Raw genomic sequence first — 19,115 nt, forward strand, 5'->3', positions numbered from 1 at the left:
TAATATAAAGATATGAGCACAGATAGGATTAAGGGGTCAATCTTATATGCTTTGCATATCCACGACAGGTACATAGCTAACAGGGGAATATTGGAATCCGAGTATGTAATGTTTAAGGAAAATGTTTTTCCTATTGTCGTATATGCAATATGGAGAAACAAAAAGCTAGGAGTGGATTTGTTTGATAAAAACCCCCAAGGTTTTAATATTAACTGCACATTACGGTAACGGTCATGTGCAAGTAGCGAAAACATTAGAACAAACCTTTCGTCAAAAAGGAATCAAAGATGTAATTGTATGCGACTTGTTCGGAGAATCACATCCAGTTATAACCGATATTACAAAATATTTATATTTAAAAAGCTATACGGTAGGAAAAGAATTATATCGTTTGTTTTATTATGGTGTAGAGAAAATTTATGATAAAAAAATAGCATCTTGGTATGCGAATTTTGGAAGAAAGCGTTTGAAGACGCTATTACAGGTGGAGAAACCGGATATTGTTATTAATACCTTTCCAATCATCGCTGTACCAGAATTGAAAAAGCAAATAGGTATTTCTATTCCTGTTTATAACGTATTAACGGATTTTTGTGTGCATAAAATATGGATCCATCGAGAAGTAGATCGTTATTTTGTAGCAACCGATCATGTGAAAAAAGTGATGGTTGATATCGGTGTACCTGCAGAGCAAATTGTTGAAACAGGGATTCCGATTCGCAGCAGTTTTGAGCTAAAGATAAATCCAGCAATTATATATAATAAATATCAGTTATGTAAGGATAAAAAGATGTTACTAATTGTAGCAGGTGCTCATGGTGTGCTAGGGAGTGTAAAAGAGCTATGCCAGTCATTTATGTCAGTGCCAAACTTACAAGTAGTTGTCGTTTGTGGGAAAAACGAAGCTTTAAAGCAGGATTTAATGGAACTACAGGAACAAAGTTCTGATGCTTTAAAAGTATTTGGTTATGTTGAAAACATTGATGAGTTGTTCCGTGTTACTTCTTGTATGATTACGAAGCCAGGTGGTATTACATTAAGCGAAGCAGCAGCATTACAAGTACCTGTCATTTTATATAAACCTGTCCCAGGACAAGAGAATGAAAATGCGTTGTATTTTGAAAAAAAAGGGGCTGCAGTTGTCATTCGTGATGATAGTGAAGTTTTTGCAAAAACAGAGGCGTTATTACAAGATGATATGAAGCTTCTTCAAATGAAAGAAGCAATGAAAAGTATTTATCGTCCTGAGCCAGCTGGTCATATTGTGGATACAATTTTGGCAGAAAATCATGCAGAGCCGAATCATATACCTATTAAATCACCAGCTCTTGCCGAATCTTTTACTTAATATGAAACCCCTCTTTTAAGCATTTAAAGAGGGTTTTTTTATTGTTGTAAAAAAAGTAAACGTGAATTATTAACTTATCCACAAGGTATTGCGCTTCTATTAGACAGTAAAGTCGGAATATTAACAACTATATCCACATAGTCCACAATTTTTAGAAAATTATCCACAATTCTCACGTTTAGAATTCATTTAAATAGATGAATTCGTAAAATACTTTTGGAATTTATGCACAATTCTACGATTTTTGTGGATAAAGTTGTCCACAAAAAAGATTCCTTATTTATAAGGAACCTTTTTTGCTAATCTATTGGAAGATCTTATGTAATGAAACTGAATAATTAGGGGGGAAACCTTCTAATTATTCAGTTTCACTTTAAATGCTTTTTGAGCGATAGCCCGCTGCACGATCTGCTTTTCGAAATTCTCGTTGATAGAGAACTTCTTGTGTACTAGATAATGTGTTTTTTGCTTTATCACGTTTCTTTTTATCCATTACAAATCACCTCGTGTCCTAAAGTCACTATCTATCGTTTCCAAAGACATGGGGTGATATACATATATGTCAAATTAGTAATGATTAATTATTATTTCTGAATTTTTAGATTACGCTTCTTTTAATTGGTGTGCTTCTTGGAATGTTGTATCTCGCATTGTTGCAAGTGTATATTGATCTTTTGGAATTTCATATAAATTATATACTTCTTCATGCGCGTTAATTTCATCATAAACGGCTTTTCTTGTTTCGTTTGCTAGATTTACATATTGTAGTTTTTCGGCAGCCTTAATAGACCGGATATTTATTTTACGAATACGCATAAAAATCGTTTCAATATCTAATTCGTAGAAAAGTTCGCTAAAAAATGAATCTTTCGCTAATTTATTATATCCTTTGCCATGATAGGGTTTGCCAAGCCAGGTTCCGAGGAATCCGGCTTTTTCTTGCACATCAAATAAAGTAATTGTACCGATAGGGTTACCCCATTCATCTAAAATTGTGCGTGAGATTAATTCTCCACGCTCTTCGGCTTCAATTGTTTGTTTCGTTAAAAATAAATATTCTTCATAAGAATAAGCCTTTTGACGCACAAAAGGGAAGACAGCTGGATCCACCATTAACTCGTATAGAACGTGGCTGTCGTGTAAGTCGCGTTTTTTCAACACACTAACTCCTCCTCACACGAGGGTAGCATGACGAAAAAACACCCACCCTCGAAATTTTTATATCAATCTTTAAAAAATTTCGGGGTGGGAATCGAACCCACTAGAACCAGTTTATAACGCTGGTGGCGCACCATTTGCCTTCCCCATTCATCAATTTGAAAATGATAATCACGACACAAATTGATTATGGTTTCATTCAGTTTATAATCGTATAATACTTTATCTAGTCAAAAAAATAAACTAGTTTTTTTTATTTTTTTTGTAAATTATTTTTCCGTCAATCATGGTGAGTACAGGCTTGGCTAAATAATGGAAAGGATGGTGAGTCCATAACACGAGATCAGCATCTTTTCCAACTTCAATGCTTCCAATTCTATTCTCTAAACGTAAATTACGAGCTGGAAAAATAGTTATTCCTTCCAAGGCCGTTTTTTCATCTAATCCTTCTCGAACAGCGATAGCGGCACAAACATTTAAATATTGAATGGGTGTATAAGGGTGATCTGTTGTAATAGAAACTTCTATGCCACTTTTAGATAATATATGATAAGTATCCCATGTTTTGTTTTTAAGCTCGATTTTCGAACGTCGTGTAAGGGTCGGACCAACTGAAATCTTTAAATTATGTTTCGAAAGTTCCTCAACAATAAAGTGTCCTTCTGTACAATGTTCAATACGTAAATCAAGATTGAATTCTGTCGCAAAGCGTAAAGCTGAAGTGATATCATCTGCGCGGTGAGCGTGGATACGTACTGGTATTTCTCGGCGGAGTGCTTTTAAAATAGGGAGCATTCGAAAATCAGCTTCATGCCCGTAGTGTTGTGCGTCATAGAATGTTTCACGAAGTAACCCCATAATTCCCATACGTGTTATTGATTCTTTTGTGCCGTTGCTATGGACCTTTTTAGGGTTTTCTCCAAAGGCAATTTTTAAACCAGCGGGTTCCTGAATAATCATATGATCAATACAAGTTCCAGCAGTTTTTATTACACAAGTAGTACCGCCGATAATATTTTGGCTTCCGGGCATAACGTGAACAGCCGTAACCCCATTTTGTACAGCGTCTTGAAATGCAATATCAAAAGGATGGATCCCGTCTAAAGAACGGATATGTGGTGTTGAAACTTCAGATGTTTCATTTGCATCATTACCAGCCCAACCAGTGCCTTCGTCATAGAGACCAAGATGAGTATGCACATCAATAAATCCAGGTAAAAGATGAAGAGCTCGTGCGTCTATAACAGTCATATCTTGAGTAGGCTTAATATAAGGTTTGACCTCGGTGATTCGTTCTCCTGTAACCAGTACATCTCCTTGAAATTTTGGAGAGGTAATAGGATATACGATGGCTTGTTTGAGCAATGTTTTCATAGGTACCTCATTTCTGTTACTTTGTAATATTTAGTGTAAGTTAAGACAAAGTAACTGAAAGGTTGTTCGTGTAGTAATGCTCCGGAGTTTAGAAAGTGAGAAGTTTTGAAGGAGATAAACTACCCGTAAAACTATTTTAGAAGTACTACATTGTATGCAAGAGTATATTTTGTAATGCATGGTTAACTGTAGGAAATGTGTATCGATATCCATGTTCAATCGCTTTATTGGGTAATACATGTTGCCCTTCTAATACAAGTATACTCATCTCACCGAGTAAAGCGCGCAGTACAAATGAAGGAACAGGTAACCAATGAGGTCGCCTAGTTATAGTGGCAATAATTTCACCGAACTCTTTCATCCGTATTGGCGTTGGCGCTGTAATATTAAAAGGTCCGTCAATTTCTTTTTTGTGAATGATGAAATCAATCATGCGAACGACATCGTCTATATGAATCCATGATAACCATTGGTTTCCAGATCCAATTGTCCCCCCAATATATAATTGATAGGGAAGTAGCATTTTTGGAAGAGCTCCTCCGTCTGCACCTAATACGACTCCAAATCTTGAGTAGATTGTTCTTATTCCAAGAGAACGTGCTTTAGATGCTTCTTTCTCCCATAAAAATACTGTTTCTGCTAAAAAATCATTTCCGGGAGTTTCTTGTTGCTCAGTAAAAGACTCTGTTTCAGATGTTCCATAGTATCCAATAGCGCTTGCGTTAATAAATGTGTGTGGTTTTGTTGCGAGTGCTTGTAATTGTTTCATGAGTCCTTTTGTTGTTTGAATCCTACTGTTTAAAATTGTTTCTTTTTGTTTCTTTGTCCATCTACTATTAATAGACTCTCCAGATAGATTAATAACTACATCGATAGAGGAGAGGGGGAAGGTCTGTAAATCCGGTGTCCACTGTACGTATTGAAGGTTAGTATGTGAAGTTTCAGCAGTTTTTTTTCGAGTAAGAATGTAAACAGTATACCCCTTTTGAATAAAAAAATTAGAAAGGTATTTGCCGATAAAGCCAGAGCCACCAGAAATTGCGATTTTCACAATCATTTCCTCCTCATTATATATATTCTTGAAAAGCAAAAACGTTCCTTGACTATGTTAAAATAATAGAGAGGTGAGAGTATGACTGTCATTACAAAAATAGAAGTGCAAAAACGCTCGAAAGAACGATTTAATATTTATATTGATAAAGGTCAAGGTGAAGAGTACGGGTTTAGTGTGAATCAATCAATCTTAATGAAACATGGGTTACAAAAAGGCTTAGAAATTGATGAAGTAGCGTTAGGGAATATTTTGTACAATGAAGAGGTACAAAAAGCATATTTACAAGCAATTTCCTATTTATCCTATCAAATGAGAACAAAACAAGAAATAGAAGATTTCTTACGAAAAAAAGAAGTGGGACAGGCCATCATCTCTGAAGTCATTTCGAAATTATTACATGATCGATATATTAATGATAAAGAGTACGCTATTTCATACGTGCGAACGCAAAGTAATGTGAATCAAAAAGGTCCAACTGTTATTAGGAGAGGGCTATTAAGTAAAGGTGTTCAGGATTTAATCATTACACATAGTTTACAAGAGTATCCAAAGGAGAAGCAAATTGAGAATGCTTTGTTTCTTATAGAAAAGAAAAAAAAATCTTATCAAAAGAATTCATTTTTACAAATGAAACAAAAATTAGAAGAAATGCTTGTTCGTAAAGGGTATTCTAGAGAGGTAATTCAAATTTGTCTGGAAGAATTGAAAGACGAAAAAGATGACGAACAGCAACAAGAAGCGTTACACTATCATGGGAATAAATATTATGAGAAATATAAGAAGTATGATGGTTGGACATTCGAAAATAAGGTGAAGCAAGCGTTATATCGAAAAGGATTCTCTATTGATGAGATAGATATATTTTTACAAATGAAACGTGAAGAGGAATGAGGAAATAAGATGGGTATGCCAAAACGCTACAGTGAAATGACACCACATGAGCTAAGGGAAGAAATTGGGGTTTTGAAGGAGCAAGCAGTAAAGGCTGAGCAACTTGGAATTGTAAATGAATTCGATGTATTAATGAGAAAAATGGCTATGGCTCGTGCTTATATGATAGATATAAATAAATTCCATATTGGTGAGACATATGAATTAGTAGAAGAACCTGGTGTGGTATTTAAAATTACGTATTTCAATGGGGTATTTGCTTGGGGATATAAGCAAAATGATAATGAAGAGATTGGAATACCAATTTCCTTGCTACAAGAAAAATAAAAACCAGAGAGCGAATCTCTCTGGTTTTCATCTTTGGTAGGCGTTAAAGGAGATAGGAGATTCTAAAATTGGCGTTTTTTACATTCGTTTGCCAGTATAATGAGAGACTGGGTTTGTTGCGTCTGTCCGTTAACTTGCGCCTTCGCATGTTTTGGACGAGTCCACGTATGGTTAAATAATTCAGAACGACGATCTAAATGGTCACGGTAGCTCATCTTTATCACCTCGTGTAGGAATTTAATTTGGACTACTCTACCTGCTGATTTGCAGCACGCATACGTTCTTGTGGGTGCGTGTTAATTGTGCCGTTAGGTCGTTTCGAAGCGAAGCGTGATTTCGCTTTTGGTTGACCTTCGATTTTGCTGTTGTTTTTTGACTCAGACCAAAATTCGGCTTGTCTACCCATTAAGAACGCCCCCTCATTATCAGTCGATACCCCTTTAAGAAGTATCACTTATAGAATGTGCAAAATAGAAGAAACTATCCTTTAGAAATGAAGGGAATAAAATGCAACTTTAACCAGTGGTTTTTTTATCCCCCACCAATCGGGATAGATAAAAGGAGAATAGAACATGAATGATATTTATGAAACATTAACGAAAGAATTATTAGATAAGAATGACAACCTTTCTTACGCACAAGCTCGTGCATGGGTTGAATTACTGTGGGAAGACTTCCGAACAACTTATGCTAAATCAGGTCGTTACCAAGGTGAGGAAATGACTGAACAAGTGGTACGAACATGGGTTAATAATCATGGAGAGCGCCTTCATGAAATGCGTACGAATAATCCGAAGTATAGCCATTTAATCAATCAAGAAGATCATTTGAAACATTAAAAAAAGCGACTTAGGTCGCTTTTTTTAATGTGGAAGCAATTCCAGTTTCTTTCGAAGTTTTTCTTCGCTGAAAATCCATCCTGTATATGAATTAATAATATTTAAATTTTGATCGAGCTGGACGATTGCGACGAATGGATAATAATCTTTACTTCGATACCGCAAATCAATAAATCGAACTTCATAATAGTTATCATAATCGAAAATATCCCAGCGATATACAGGCGAGAAAGATAAGAAAGCAGATATATTTTCATCTCGCACAGCAGCTTGCATAATGGCAGTATTCGGGAACGGTACGCGATTAAATTTATCGTATACAAGGATATTACCGCGGTGCCATCTTGCGACGTAGTAATGTTCAGTTGTAACGATGGCTAAATGATAATGATAAAATTTGTAAGAAGGAGAAATAATCACTTTCTCTACATTTTTGAAACGTTTGTATACTACACTTTTGATATTTCGATGCATCATAATGCGGCCGATGTAGTAAACAAACATTAATATATACGCTGCTAAAGCAGTATAGCCTTTATGTGCTCCGACAAGCATACAGGCTATAGCGAGTATATGGATAAAGAAAATGACCGTATCAAACGTATTAATTATGCCGAGCGCTACCCATTTTTTTGTGAAGGGCCTTAATGCCTGTGTACCATAGGCATTGAAAATATCCACAAAGACATGAAGAAAGACGGCAATAAATGACCAAAGTAGTAGATGCAGATAGGGAGCGTCTGAAAAGAAGGCGAAAGAGATGCCACTTATAAGGAGTGACCAAAGAATCACTGCAGGAATGGAATGAGTAATCCCGCGATGATTTCTTATATATTTAGCGTTATTACGCAATTTTAAAACTGTATCGATGTCAGGAATATTGGAACCGGCAATTGTTGCAAGCATCACTGCTTGTGGCCCAATATCACTTTGTGCTATAGCTGGATCTAATGTTGCCAAACTGCCTAGAGTAACGCCCATAACAAGGTGAGTGGCTGTGTCCATAGAAATCCACCTCCGTTTTTTATTAATGTAACTCTTTTTATTCGATACCTCAAGTCCTTTGCCTTCTATTTCCTATGTCATCTTACTTAAATTTTTTCCTAAAATCTTTATAATAGTACATATATGCAAAAAAATGAGGGGGATCAAGTTTGACACTTGAAATATTAAATGAGTTTAACATAGAACAGTTTCAAAATGATTTAATTGGTTGGTTTGAAAAAGAACAACGTGATTTACCGTGGCGAAAAAATAAAGATCCATACCGTGTTTGGGTTTCGGAAATTATGTTACAGCAAACAAGGGTAGAGGCTGTAAAACCATATTACGCAAATTTTATGGGGAAGTTTCCTACGCTTGAAGCGCTAGCAACTGCCGATGATGAAGAAGTATTAAAAGCATGGGAAGGCTTAGGTTATTATTCTAGAGCACGAAATTTACACGCGGCAGTAAAAGAGGTAAAAGAAGTATATGGCGGGACAGTACCGAGCGATGTAAAGAAAATTGAAAAATTAAAAGGAGTAGGACCATATACAAAAGGTGCCATTTTAAGCATTGCATATGGCATACCAGAGCCAGCGGTTGATGGAAATGTTATGCGCGTATTATCTCGTATTTTATCAGTGTGGGATGATATTGCAAAGCCGAAGACGAGAAAAGTTTTTGAAGAGATTGTGCGTGAAATTATTTCGGTAGAAAATCCATCTTATTTTAACCAAGGTTTGATGGAATTAGGGGCATTAATTTGTATCCCGAAAAATCCATCTTGTTTACTTTGTCCTGTACGTGAACATTGCAGAGGGTATGCTGAAGGTGTTCAAAAAGAACTACCAGTGAAAAGTAAAGCGAAAGCACCTACAATGGTACCGCTCGTTGCAGGAGTACTTCAAACTGAAGATGGCCGTTACGTAATTAATAAACGCCCAAATACGGGATTACTGGCTAATATGTGGGAGTTCCCGAATATTGAACTAGGTGAAGGTATTCGTAATCAGAAACAACAGCTTACGGATTATATGAAGGAGAGCTTTGATCTCTCTGTTTCAATTGATGAATACGCGATGAATGTACAACATACTTTTACACATCGTACTTGGGATATATTTATATTTTACGGAAAAGTAACAGGTAATATTGTCGAAACGGATACATTAAAGTTTGTGTCGAAAGAAGCGTTCGAACAGTTACCTTTCTCGAAATCACATCGTACAATTTACGAAAAGTGTGTTGAAAAAATTACAATGCAATAAAGTGAAACTTTAATCAGTGGGGGTTTTCTTCATCCCCCACTGATTATTAGCCTTCACCAATCGGGCTTTTACGGGCAGTTGATCCCTACCTAACTTCTTTGCTTTCGCTGCATTTTGAGGTGGGGGTCTTACTGCCTGGCGAATAGCGGGATAAATAATAAAAACGTGTTCCAGAACTTTGGAACACGTTTTTTATATTGAAAATAAATTTGTATTTTGAGGTTGGAAATCCACGCGTTTATAATCCGCCCCGTGACTCAATTTCTTTCACAATTTCTTTATAAATCGTTTGTCCTTCTACATTTAGATAAGGCATAATTTGCTGAAATGAATGATGAAAATAAGCTAATTCATCCTCTTTCCATTCATTTTTGGAAATCATAGTTAGCTCAGTCATATCACGTCCAGTATACATATTCCCACCTCCATCATATGTAGTTTGAATGAGTGATAAGAGATATATGCGTGAATTTTTAAAAGAAAATTAAGGATAACTTCTAAGTGAATTGGTTACATTATTGATTGTGGAGGTGAGAAAGATGAGTAAAAAACAACAAGGTTATAATAAGGCAACTTCTGGTGCTAGCATTCAAAGTACAAATGCTAGCTATGGTACAGAGTTTGCAACTGAAACGAATGTACAAGCAGTAAAACAAGCAAACGCACAATCAGAGGCACAGAAAGCACAAGCTTCTGGTGCTCAAAGTGCAAATGCTAGTTATGGTACAGAGTTTGCAACTGAAACAGATGTGCATGCAGTGAAAAAACAAAATGCACAATCAGCTGCAAAACAATCACAATCTTCTAGCTCAAATCAGTAATGAAGGAAAAACACTTCTCCGTTCGAGAGAAGTGTTTTCTTTGTGTGCGTGTCACTGTAATGAAAATAAAGGGAACGACATAACTTCTAATAAGTCAACAAATGTAGTCAAAGGAGAAAGAAGTTCACGATTAGAAATATGTAATAGGAATTATAACTGGCGAATGAATCAAAAAGGGGGTAAGTGATGAACGACTTTGATAAGTTGGTAGGAGAGCAGTTGGAAACGATGGATGAGCTTTTAAAGTTACAATCACATTTAGAGAAGTATCAGCAAATTGAAATGAGTGGAAGGGATACGTGTGATAAAAAAGAATTGCATTTTATCCGTCAAGAAATATACAGAACAGAAATAGCATTAAAACTTTTGCATGAAAAATTTGAACAGCAAACGAATAATGTGATTCAATCTTTTGAAACCGAAAAAATAATTTCAAATTAAGGGTGAGATATGTTGTTGATTTTAGGGGAAAGTCCTTTCTTAAACAGAGATGAGGGGGACTTTTCTTTTTGTTATATCTTCGTTTAATCTTCTAAAATACGTATTGCTAATTCATAGAGGATTTTCCTTTATTAAAAGGGTTGGTGATGTGGTATTCAATAATACAAACTTCATTATATTCCTTATGAAAACAAGTATCCTATCGCTTTAGTTTTAAAATTTTGACAAAAAAGTTATAATAGAAAAAAAGTGAATGCAGTTCAAGGGGTAGTTAAGACAACTTAAGAATGGCATTTGCAGCTGAAAGAAGGGAGCATATATGGGATTTCCCAAAGAAGGAGAAAAGGTACAAATACATAGTTATAAACATAATGGCTCCATTCATAGAATGTGGGAAGAGACAACGATTTTAAAAGGGACGCAGAGTCTTGTAATCGGAGCGAATGATCGTACAGTAGTTACGGAATCAGATGGCCGAACATGGATTACTCGCGAACCTGCGATTTGTTACTTTCATGCCAATTATTGGTTTAATGTGATTGGAATGCTGAGGGAAGAAGGAGTATATTATTATTGTAATTTAAGTTCTCCTTTTGCATATGACTCTGAGGCATTAAAGTATATTGATTACGATTTAGATATTAAAGTATATCCGGATATGACATATACACTTTTAGATGAAGATGAGTATGAGAAGCATAGTCAAATCATGCAGTATCCACCTGTTATTGATACAATTTTAAAACGCAATGTAGCACATTTAACACAGTGGATTCATCAAAGAAAAGGTCCATTCGCACCGGATTTCGTAGATATGTGGTATGAAAGATATTTAATGTACAGAAATTAAAACAAACCTGCAGGGGATTTCCCGGCAGGTTTGTCCTATTAGAGGGGGGATTATGTGCAAGGTATAAAAAGATATTTACAATTTGTTAAACCATATCGATGGCTCATTGCTATTACAATTATTATCGGTCTTGTGAAGTTTGGTATCCCGCTTATTATGCCATGGTTATTAAAGTATATTATTGATGATGTTATTCAAGGCACGGGATCGCTTCAAGAAAAAACGTCTCAATTAATAACCGCAATTGGGATTGCCTTTTTTATTTTTGCAATAGTAAGACCGCCGATAGAATATTATCGTCAATATTTCGCGCAGCGCATTGCCAATACAATACTATACGATTTACGAAAATACATTTTTGGGCACTTGCAAAAATTGAGCTTACGTTATTATTCGAACACAAAAACAGGGGAGCTTATTTCACGTGTAATCCATGATGTAGAACAAACGAAGGACTTTGTAATTACTGGTCTTATGAATGTTTGGTTAGATACTGCAACAATTGTTATTGCCATTATCGTTATGTTTTCTATGAATATAAAATTAACCTTTGTTGCTTTATTAATCTTACCTATTTATGTAGTTGCAGTGAAATATTTTTTCGGGCGCCTTCGAAAATTGACGAAAGAGCGCTCACAAGCGTTAGCAACTATGCAAGGGTATTTACATGAACGTATTCAAGGGATGCAAGTGACACGTAGTTTTGCATTAGAAGAGTATGAAAGAGGACAGTTTGAAAAGAGAAATAATGAATTTTTAACGAAAGCACTAACTCATACGAGTTGGACAGCGAGAACATTTTCGGCAGTGAATACGTTAACGGATTTAGGGCCATTACTTGTTATTGGTTTTGCGGCGTATGAGGTAATTCAAGGATCGTTAACACTGGGTACTATGGTTGCTTTTGTTGGATATATGGATAGTTTATATAGTCCGCTTCGTCGCCTTGTTAATTCATCTACAACATTAACACAGTCTTTCGCCTCGATGGATCGAGTGTTTGAATTGTTGGATGAAAAATACGATATTGTTAATGTGCCAAATGCAGTGCAAACAAAAAAGTTAAATGGTGAAATTGTATTTGATAATGTTTCTTTTCGTTATAATGCGGATGAAAAAGAAATATTGCATAATCTGTCATTAACTATGCGCTCGGGAGAGAAGGTTGCGCTTGTAGGGGCAAGTGGAGGAGGAAAGTCATCTCTTGCTAGTTTAATTCCGCGTTTTTATGATGTTTCTGAAGGTGCAGTTTATATAGACGGGATAGATGTAAGAAAGTATAATATGAGAAATTTACGTAGTCATATTGGAATTGTGCTACAAGATAATTTATTATTTAGCGATACAATCGGGGCTAATATTTTATATGGCAATCCGAAAGCTACAGAGGCGGAAGTGATTTCAGCTGCCAAAGCTGCACAAATTCATAATTTTATTACAGAGTTGCCAGACGGCTATGATACTGTCGTTGGGGAACGTGGTGTGAAATTATCTGGTGGACAAAGACAGCGTGTAGCAATCGCGCGGGTTTTTCTAAAGAATCCGTCTTTACTTATATTAGATGAAGCAACGTCCGCTTTAGATTTAGAAAATGAACGGTATATTCAAGAGGCACTGCAAACGTTAGCTGCAGATCGGACAACAATTATCATTGCACACCGATTAGCGACGATCACGCATGTCGATACAATTATTTATGTTGAAGATGGTGAAATAAAAGAAAAGGGTTCTCATGAAGAGTTAATGAAAAAAAGGGGATTTTATTACAATCTATATCGACTTCAGCATATAACAGAAACAGCTCCTTTAGCGTAAAAGGAGCTGTTTTTTATTCGTCTTCTTTTTTATCTTCGATTTGGAGTTCGCTTTCTGGTTTATGGTATGTGTAGAAGCTATCCACAAGTAAATCTAAATGCTCTACTTCCTCACTGTAGTTAATAATTGAAGAAATAAGAGGGAAGAGGTGTAACCATATTTTATATGCTTCCTCATCATCCTTATTTTGATAATCCATAAAGATATCAATCAATTCTTGTTTACCTGTTTCAACTTCATCAAGCATCTCAACGGATTGTTGTTTCTTTGCTTTACCAATAAATTTTAATAACACTTGTTCGTGATAATGCGTTAATGAATCAAGTTCGTTTTGAATAGATTCCTGAAACTCTTCTGGCATATAGCGCAGTTCATTTTCAGTGCGATGTAATGACTTTAACGTGCTTAAAGCACGGCTTGTTGTCGCTAACATTTGTCTGAATAAAACGAGCTTACGAATTTTTGCGAATTGTATTTTTTTCGTATAGCTTCTTTCTTCTTTATACAGCAAATAGTAATGATTTAGTTTAATCATTTTTTCTTTCATGCGATCAATATCGGTTTTTAGCGTTGTAAAATCAGAAGCTTGCCTACTGTTCATACGAATCCATTTAACAATTTCCTCTGTATTATCAACGATGCGATGGTAAAGTTTTGTTTCATATTTTGGCGGCATAAATACTAAATTTACAAGCGAAGCCGCAATAATTCCAATCATAATCGTCGCGAATCGAAGTAAGGCAAAATTAAAGAAATCTTCGCCTTGATACTCCATAATGGCGATAACTGTTACTAAAGCGAGTGATATTGTTTTTTCTAAGTGTAATTGTAAAGTAAGAGCAATTACTAATATACACGTTAATCCAATAATAAAAGGATTATGTCCAAAAGCAGTAGCAAATACGATAGCGAATACCGCACCAATTACGTTTGCTTGAATTTGCTCAAGAGCTGTTAAATACGAGCGATATACAGACGGTTGAACAGCAAAGATAGCTGAGATTCCCGCAAATACTGGACTCGGTAATTGAAGTAAAATACAAGCAAATAAAGCTAATGTAATGGCAATACCCGTTTTTAAAATGCGAGCACCAAGTTTCATACCCTTATTGATATCCTTTCTCTTGTCATAATGAATGTACAACATGATACTATACATTCATTACAATATGTTAGCAAGTGATATTTTAGTGACGTTAAAAAGTTTAATAAATAAATTACAATCAATTTATAATTTCTCCAAATTCTCTTTAAACATCTATTCTTTAATAAAAAAACCTGCTGAATTTCAGCAGGTTTCAAATTGTTATTCTAGATTACTATGCGATGCTCGCTTCGTCAATTTTTTTATGAAAATAAATATTGTACATATCATTCAGTTGAAATAGATGGATCCGCCTGTTCTTTTTTCGGGATAATTTCATAGAAGTGAAGCTGGATATCATCTAATAATGGTGTTAACAAAGCGACTTCTTCATATTGTTCATGCTCATTTAATACACGAATGTAGTCTAATAATAATTCGTTCACATCTTGTAAACCATGTTTACTAATTGGCTGCAATGTTACATTTGCACCTTTAGCGATTCTTCTTTTTAAAGCGTGTTCTGTTAAACCTAAGTTTGGCTCATGACGTAAATAAACAACACCACCAGTCATGCCGGCACAAATCCATGGACCAGGATCTCCTAAAACAAGAGCACGACCATTTGTCATATATTCAAAAGCAAATCCTTTTATATTAGAATATACTCCGATATTTCCTTGTTCTTTTTCGCGAAGTGGTTTTGTAATTCTGCCTCCAATTATCATATCTGCTCCAGAAAGGCGAATGCCAGCACGAGCATCAGCGTTACCTTGCACGTATAATGCACCTTTTTGAGCGCCGTATCCAAATCCTTTTCCGACAGAACCGTTATAATATGTTCCATCTTTTCCTTTTGCTTTCGTTATATAAATGCCACCGCCAAATGAAGTTTTTCCAATTCCATCTTGCGCGCCACCATTTACGTGTATAAATAAGTTCTCGCTATTGTACGCGCCTAATCCGTTTCCGGGAACAGATCCGTTTGTATACTTTAATGTAAGTGGTTCAAGATGAGTGTTTTCATATAATTTGCTACGAATACGATAACAGGATTCTAGACCGCCCATTACGCGTTGCTCTACGCCGACGCTTACTAATTCTTTTGACTGGAGAGAATTTGTTGTTTCAAATTGTTTTTCTTGTACAGATGCCGTTATTTTCACGGATGAATCTTCTGTCGTTTGTATTAAATTACGTAAGTCTAATAAGTCCTCGCCTCGAGTTTGTTCTAATAAATCCGATCGTCCGATAATATCTTGTAAGTTTGTGTAACCGAGCTGCCCTGTTAAACGTTTCAATTCTGTACCGAAAGTAGTGAATAGGCTTAATAGCCCTGTAACTGCGCTTTCTAATTCACGTGGAACGAAACGGCGCAGTCCATGTTCTTTCGCTTGAGCTTCAGATTCAATTTGTGTTGCAATTCCGACGTGGCACGTATCAAGATGACAACCACGGCAAGTTGTACAGCCAATTGCAATCATTGATAATGTGCCAAATCCAATTCGGTTTGCTCCAAGGAGCATGATTTTTAAGGCGTCATTGACACTTCGAATACCGCCATCTGCCCAAATTTCTACTTTATGTCTCATATTTGCTTCTAGTAACGCATTGTGAGCAGCTTTAACGCCAATCTCTACAGGAAGACCTACATGTTGCAATGCGTGAATACGCGCAGCGCCTGTTCCGCCATCAAATCCACTAATGTTAATAAAGTCAGCGCCAGCTTTTGCGATACCGACAGCAATTGTTCCGATGTTAGGAACGACAGGAACTTTTACAGCTACTTTTGCAAGATGATTAGCCGTTTTAATTTCTGTAATCATTTGAGCCAAGTCTTCAATTGAATAAATATCATGGTTGTTAGAAGGTGAAATTAAATCTGAACCGATTGTAGCATTACGCGCTTCCGCAATTTTGGCAGTCACTTTTGAACCAGGCAAATGTCCACCTTCACCAGGCTTTGCTCCTTGACCGATTTTTATTTCAATTAAATTTGATGAATTTAGTAGTTCAGCGTTTACTCCAAATCGGCCAGATGCAACTTGTTGTCCGCGTGTATGTGGGTATTTACCAATCATATCTTTAATTTCGCCGCCTTCACCGTTCAAACTAATCATATTTAACTGATTGGCAGCTTCTGCATATGCGCGAAAGGCAATTTCATTTTGAGAACCGAATGACATAGAACTAATAATAAATGGTAAATCATGATTGTGAATGCCGATGGACACTTCTTCAGTTGGAATTACATGTTTTGTTTGTTTTGTTTGAATAAGGTGCCTGATTGCGATAGGGTTATTTTCTTCTAATTCACTTAACTTGTCGCGGTAATCATCATAAGAGTTTCCTTTTGCAACATCACCAATTGCTTTCCAAATCCGCGGGAATATATGAAATGATTTTCGCATTCTAACTTTTGGATTGTTATAATCATCAGCTCGAATTTTCGCATCTTCAGCAAGTGATTCAAGTGAAAAAGCTAAATCATTTGAACCGAAGAAGTTTATAATTTGTAATATATTTGCGATTTCCTCATGTAATCCAATAGAGGAGAAGAGGCGACCGTAACCGCGTAATTCATGAATTCCAATCGTCGAAATTACTTTCTCTAGCCCTTTATTAAGTGCGGTATACAAATTAGTAATTGGTGCTTTTGTTCCATCATTTACCGTTGCGAACAATAAATATGGATTAATACCATCTGCCCCTAATCCGTATAGCGTGACGATATCGTGTAAGGAGCGAAGGGCACCAGAACGTATAACGAGAGAGCATTTCCGGCGTAATTTATTTTCAGTTAATGCTTGATGTACTTTAGCAATAACTAAATGTGGATCAATCCATAACAGTTCATTTTGATGAGATTTAGCGTCATCTAATACTAGTAGGGAAGCCCCATTTTTAACGGCAGCTATCGCTTCGGAACTAATTCGATTTAACGCGCTTTGTAAAGTTTCTGATGGACTAAATGTAACAGAAATTGTAGAGACAGAGCTATGAGTAATGAATAGCTGTATAAGGTGTTCGTACGTAATCGTGTGTAAGTCTGCCGCGATAGATTGAGCTGAATTTCCTTCTAAAATAATGGGTGAAAGCATCTCGATTACAAATGGTTGTTTAGAGTTATCTAATAAACCCGGACGCTCTCCGAGTACAGTACGTGTGGAGAAGTGTTCGACTTCTCGATCACGATCGATTGCTGGATTTGTAACAACGGCTACACTTTCCTTAATGAAATCAGCAATATTTCGTCTATCTGTATCAAGTGCGGCAAGTGGTGAGTCATGCCCAAGTGAACGAATTGGTTCGACGCCTTTTGTCGCCATCTGTTCAAGGAGCTGAATATGTTCTCGATCCCAGCCGAAAGCGACGTATTGATTCGTTTCAACTTGAACCGAATCACATAATCCCTCAGTTTCTTTCGTTTCAGGGATAGATAAGTTTACATGATAGTTGGTAACATCGATTCGTTTCTTAAAACGGTTGTATACTTCAATTTGATAATTATCGTATTCATAGAGAACAAGCTCATCTTGTTCATTCCATTTTAATCCAACCTTTTCGCCAGGAGCGAGTGGTTTCGGCTCTGCTACATATTCGGCTGGTGATACAACTCCAGGTTCAGAAGAGAAAATATAGGAGCTCTCTGTCTCTACTTTCCAAACAGGGCGTAATCCAAGGGAATCGACACTGAAAACAGCTTCATCTTTATAACGTGAAATGATGCCAGCTGGACCTTGTGCGAAATGCCCCCAAGCCTCACGTATATAAGTGTATAAGTTTTGTAAGTTTGTTTCGTAAAGTTTTATTTCATTAATAATTGGTGGAAATAATATATCCATTGCTTCAAATAAACTGTAGTTATACTGAACGAGAAGGGTTTCTAAGGTGCGGTTTAAATCTTGGGAATCACTGCCCCCGGCAGTAAGTGGTACATTAATCATGTCAGCTTGATCACGTAATTTTGCAATCGTGTTAATTTCACCATTATGCCCGAGAATACTAAATGGTTGTACACGAAAAAAATTAGATAACGTATTAGTAGAATAGCGATTATGTCCTAGTGTCATAGTTGAAGCGATAAGTGGGTGTTGTAAATCATTGTAATAAGCAACGAGTGTATCACCAGCGCCCAGAACTTTATATACAACATGTTCATGACTTAATGAGGCAACATGAATTGCTTCATTTTCTTCGATTTTTATTGTTACAGAAAATAATGTTTGTTCAATATTTTTAACTTCACTTTGGGCGATAAGGGCAATTTGCCAAAATAAAGGTTCTTCTTGTTTACCAAGAGGACCGAGTGCATCTGAGTTTATTACATCATCATTTTCGAGAACAATTGTAAAGTTTTCATTGTTTAGTTGCGTACGAATGTAATCTTTTAACTCAGCAATGTTTTCTTTTTTGTTTAGAAAAAAATGTCCAACGATAAAGTGGGGATGATCCACAATCGTTGGATTATATCCGCTACTTTTTAGTTTTTCATTCCAAAGTGCTTTTGGCATGTCGATATGAATTCCGATGCCATCTCCTTCGCCATTAATGAAACCAGCTCTATGATTCATTTTGACTAGTGATTGTATACAAAAATCGATGTTTTCTTTTGTAGGAATTCTTCGTTTTTCCATAACGGAAACGATTCCACACGCATCATGTTCTGCATTTTTATAATTCCGAAATAAAGACGGTGTCCATTTATTTTTTTTATTGAGCATCCGTCAATCCCCCCTCTGGAAAATGAATTTTGAATAATCTTACTATTTAAGGCGTGAACTGCCTTGTATACAGGGATAGTAAGGATATAAAAGAATATAAAACAGATAATTATGAATAATTATACTATTAATGAGGG

General features: G+C 36.1%; 19 protein-coding genes. 9 read left to right on the forward strand and 10 right to left on the reverse strand.

Annotated features, from left to right (window positions below; all coding sequences use genetic code 11):
- Nucleotides 1-181 precede the first annotated feature (181 nt).
- Complete coding sequence (locus MHI07_RS02435; protein WP_340821767.1) at nt 182-1,348, forward strand: diglucosyl diacylglycerol synthase; 1,167 nt, start codon at nt 182-184, stop codon at nt 1,346-1,348.
- Between the two features lie 373 nt (nt 1,349-1,721).
- Here MHI07_RS02435 and MHI07_RS02440 read toward each other — a convergent pair whose 3' ends face one another.
- From MHI07_RS02440 to MHI07_RS02455, 4 genes are all read right to left on the reverse strand, one after another.
- Nucleotides 1,722-1,841 (reverse strand): YfhE family protein, encoded by a 120-nt coding sequence (locus MHI07_RS02440; RefSeq protein ID WP_000358484.1) that lies wholly within the window; start codon nt 1,839-1,841, stop codon nt 1,722-1,724.
- A gap of 110 nt (nt 1,842-1,951) precedes the next feature.
- Nucleotides 1,952-2,509, reverse strand: a complete 558-nt coding sequence (locus tag MHI07_RS02445; RefSeq protein ID WP_002091129.1) for a GNAT family N-acetyltransferase — start codon at nt 2,507-2,509, stop codon at nt 1,952-1,954.
- A 240-nt stretch (nt 2,510-2,749) separates the two neighbouring features.
- Nucleotides 2,750-3,880, reverse strand: a complete 1,131-nt coding sequence (locus tag MHI07_RS02450; protein WP_340821768.1) for an amidohydrolase — start codon at nt 3,878-3,880, stop codon at nt 2,750-2,752.
- Nucleotides 3,881-4,025: 145 nt separating this feature from the next.
- The gene (locus MHI07_RS02455; RefSeq protein WP_340821769.1) at nt 4,026-4,931 is read right to left on the reverse strand and encodes a TIGR01777 family oxidoreductase; all 906 of its coding nucleotides are present in this window, start codon (nt 4,929-4,931) and stop codon (nt 4,026-4,028) included.
- Nucleotides 4,932-5,012: 81 nt separating this feature from the next.
- On the opposite strand from MHI07_RS02455, the gene recX reads away from it, so the two are divergent.
- Both recX and MHI07_RS02465 read left to right on the forward strand, forming a co-directional pair.
- Nucleotides 5,013-5,825, forward strand: a complete 813-nt coding sequence (recX, locus tag MHI07_RS02460) for a recombination regulator RecX (protein ID WP_340821770.1) — start codon at nt 5,013-5,015, stop codon at nt 5,823-5,825.
- Nucleotides 5,826-5,834: 9 nt separating this feature from the next.
- Nucleotides 5,835-6,152, forward strand: a complete 318-nt coding sequence (locus MHI07_RS02465) for a YfhH family protein (RefSeq protein WP_002113842.1) — start codon at nt 5,835-5,837, stop codon at nt 6,150-6,152.
- Between the two features lie 62 nt (nt 6,153-6,214).
- Here the strand turns inward: MHI07_RS02465 and MHI07_RS02470 are convergent, their stop codons facing one another.
- Both MHI07_RS02470 and MHI07_RS02475 read right to left on the reverse strand, forming a co-directional pair.
- Nucleotides 6,215-6,367: a YpzG family protein gene (locus tag MHI07_RS02470; RefSeq protein ID WP_002010325.1), complete on the reverse strand. Its 153-nt coding sequence runs from the start codon at nt 6,365-6,367 to the stop codon at nt 6,215-6,217.
- A 32-nt stretch (nt 6,368-6,399) separates the two neighbouring features.
- Complete coding sequence (locus MHI07_RS02475; protein WP_002159381.1) at nt 6,400-6,558, reverse strand: small, acid-soluble spore protein K; 159 nt, start codon at nt 6,556-6,558, stop codon at nt 6,400-6,402.
- Between the two features lie 166 nt (nt 6,559-6,724).
- Between MHI07_RS02475 and MHI07_RS02480 the strand changes: the two genes are divergently transcribed.
- Entirely contained in the window at nt 6,725-6,991 is a 267-nt protein-coding gene (locus MHI07_RS02480) for a YfhJ family protein (protein WP_002159380.1), read from the forward strand.
- A 24-nt stretch (nt 6,992-7,015) separates the two neighbouring features.
- Here MHI07_RS02480 and MHI07_RS02485 read toward each other — a convergent pair whose 3' ends face one another.
- Complete coding sequence (locus MHI07_RS02485) at nt 7,016-7,996, reverse strand: metal-dependent hydrolase (protein WP_340821774.1); 981 nt, start codon at nt 7,994-7,996, stop codon at nt 7,016-7,018.
- Between the two features lie 149 nt (nt 7,997-8,145).
- On the opposite strand from MHI07_RS02485, the gene mutY reads away from it, so the two are divergent.
- Entirely contained in the window at nt 8,146-9,243 is a 1,098-nt protein-coding gene (gene mutY / locus MHI07_RS02490; protein ID WP_340821775.1) for an A/G-specific adenine glycosylase, read from the forward strand.
- 238 nt (nt 9,244-9,481) lie between these two features.
- On the opposite strand, the gene MHI07_RS02495 is transcribed toward mutY, so the two are convergent.
- Nucleotides 9,482-9,658 (reverse strand): hypothetical protein, encoded by a 177-nt coding sequence (locus tag MHI07_RS02495; protein ID WP_002159377.1) that lies wholly within the window; start codon nt 9,656-9,658, stop codon nt 9,482-9,484.
- 124 nt (nt 9,659-9,782) lie between these two features.
- Between MHI07_RS02495 and MHI07_RS02500 the strand changes: the two genes are divergently transcribed.
- The 4 genes from MHI07_RS02500 to MHI07_RS02515 all read left to right on the forward strand — a co-directional run bounded on the left by MHI07_RS02500 (nt 9,783) and on the right by MHI07_RS02515 (nt 13,170).
- Nucleotides 9,783-10,064 (forward strand): gamma-type small acid-soluble spore protein, encoded by a 282-nt coding sequence (locus tag MHI07_RS02500; RefSeq protein WP_002151730.1) that lies wholly within the window; start codon nt 9,783-9,785, stop codon nt 10,062-10,064.
- A 186-nt stretch (nt 10,065-10,250) separates the two neighbouring features.
- Nucleotides 10,251-10,505: a YgaB family protein gene (locus tag MHI07_RS02505; RefSeq protein WP_002010338.1), complete on the forward strand. Its 255-nt coding sequence runs from the start codon at nt 10,251-10,253 to the stop codon at nt 10,503-10,505.
- Between the two features lie 319 nt (nt 10,506-10,824).
- Complete coding sequence (gene ntdP, locus MHI07_RS02510; RefSeq protein ID WP_000506627.1) at nt 10,825-11,355, forward strand: nucleoside tri-diphosphate phosphatase; 531 nt, start codon at nt 10,825-10,827, stop codon at nt 11,353-11,355.
- Nucleotides 11,356-11,409: 54 nt separating this feature from the next.
- Nucleotides 11,410-13,170: an ABC transporter ATP-binding protein gene (locus tag MHI07_RS02515; protein WP_340821778.1), complete on the forward strand. Its 1,761-nt coding sequence runs from the start codon at nt 11,410-11,412 to the stop codon at nt 13,168-13,170.
- Nucleotides 13,171-13,183: 13 nt separating this feature from the next.
- Here MHI07_RS02515 and MHI07_RS02520 read toward each other — a convergent pair whose 3' ends face one another.
- Both MHI07_RS02520 and MHI07_RS02525 read right to left on the reverse strand, forming a co-directional pair.
- A complete protein-coding gene (locus MHI07_RS02520; RefSeq protein WP_002159375.1) occupies nt 13,184-14,272 on the reverse strand; it encodes an aromatic acid exporter family protein in 1,089 nt (362 codons plus the stop codon).
- Nucleotides 14,273-14,541: 269 nt separating this feature from the next.
- A complete protein-coding gene (locus MHI07_RS02525) occupies nt 14,542-18,978 on the reverse strand; it encodes a glutamate synthase-related protein (RefSeq protein ID WP_340821780.1) in 4,437 nt (1,478 codons plus the stop codon).
- Nucleotides 18,979-19,115: the final 137 nt, after the last annotated feature.

Origin of the sequence: Bacillus sp. FSL H8-0545, from assembly GCF_038006105.1 — a bacterium.
In the GTDB taxonomy this organism is placed as follows: domain Bacteria; phylum Bacillota; class Bacilli; order Bacillales; family Bacillaceae_G; genus Bacillus_A; species Bacillus_A cereus_U.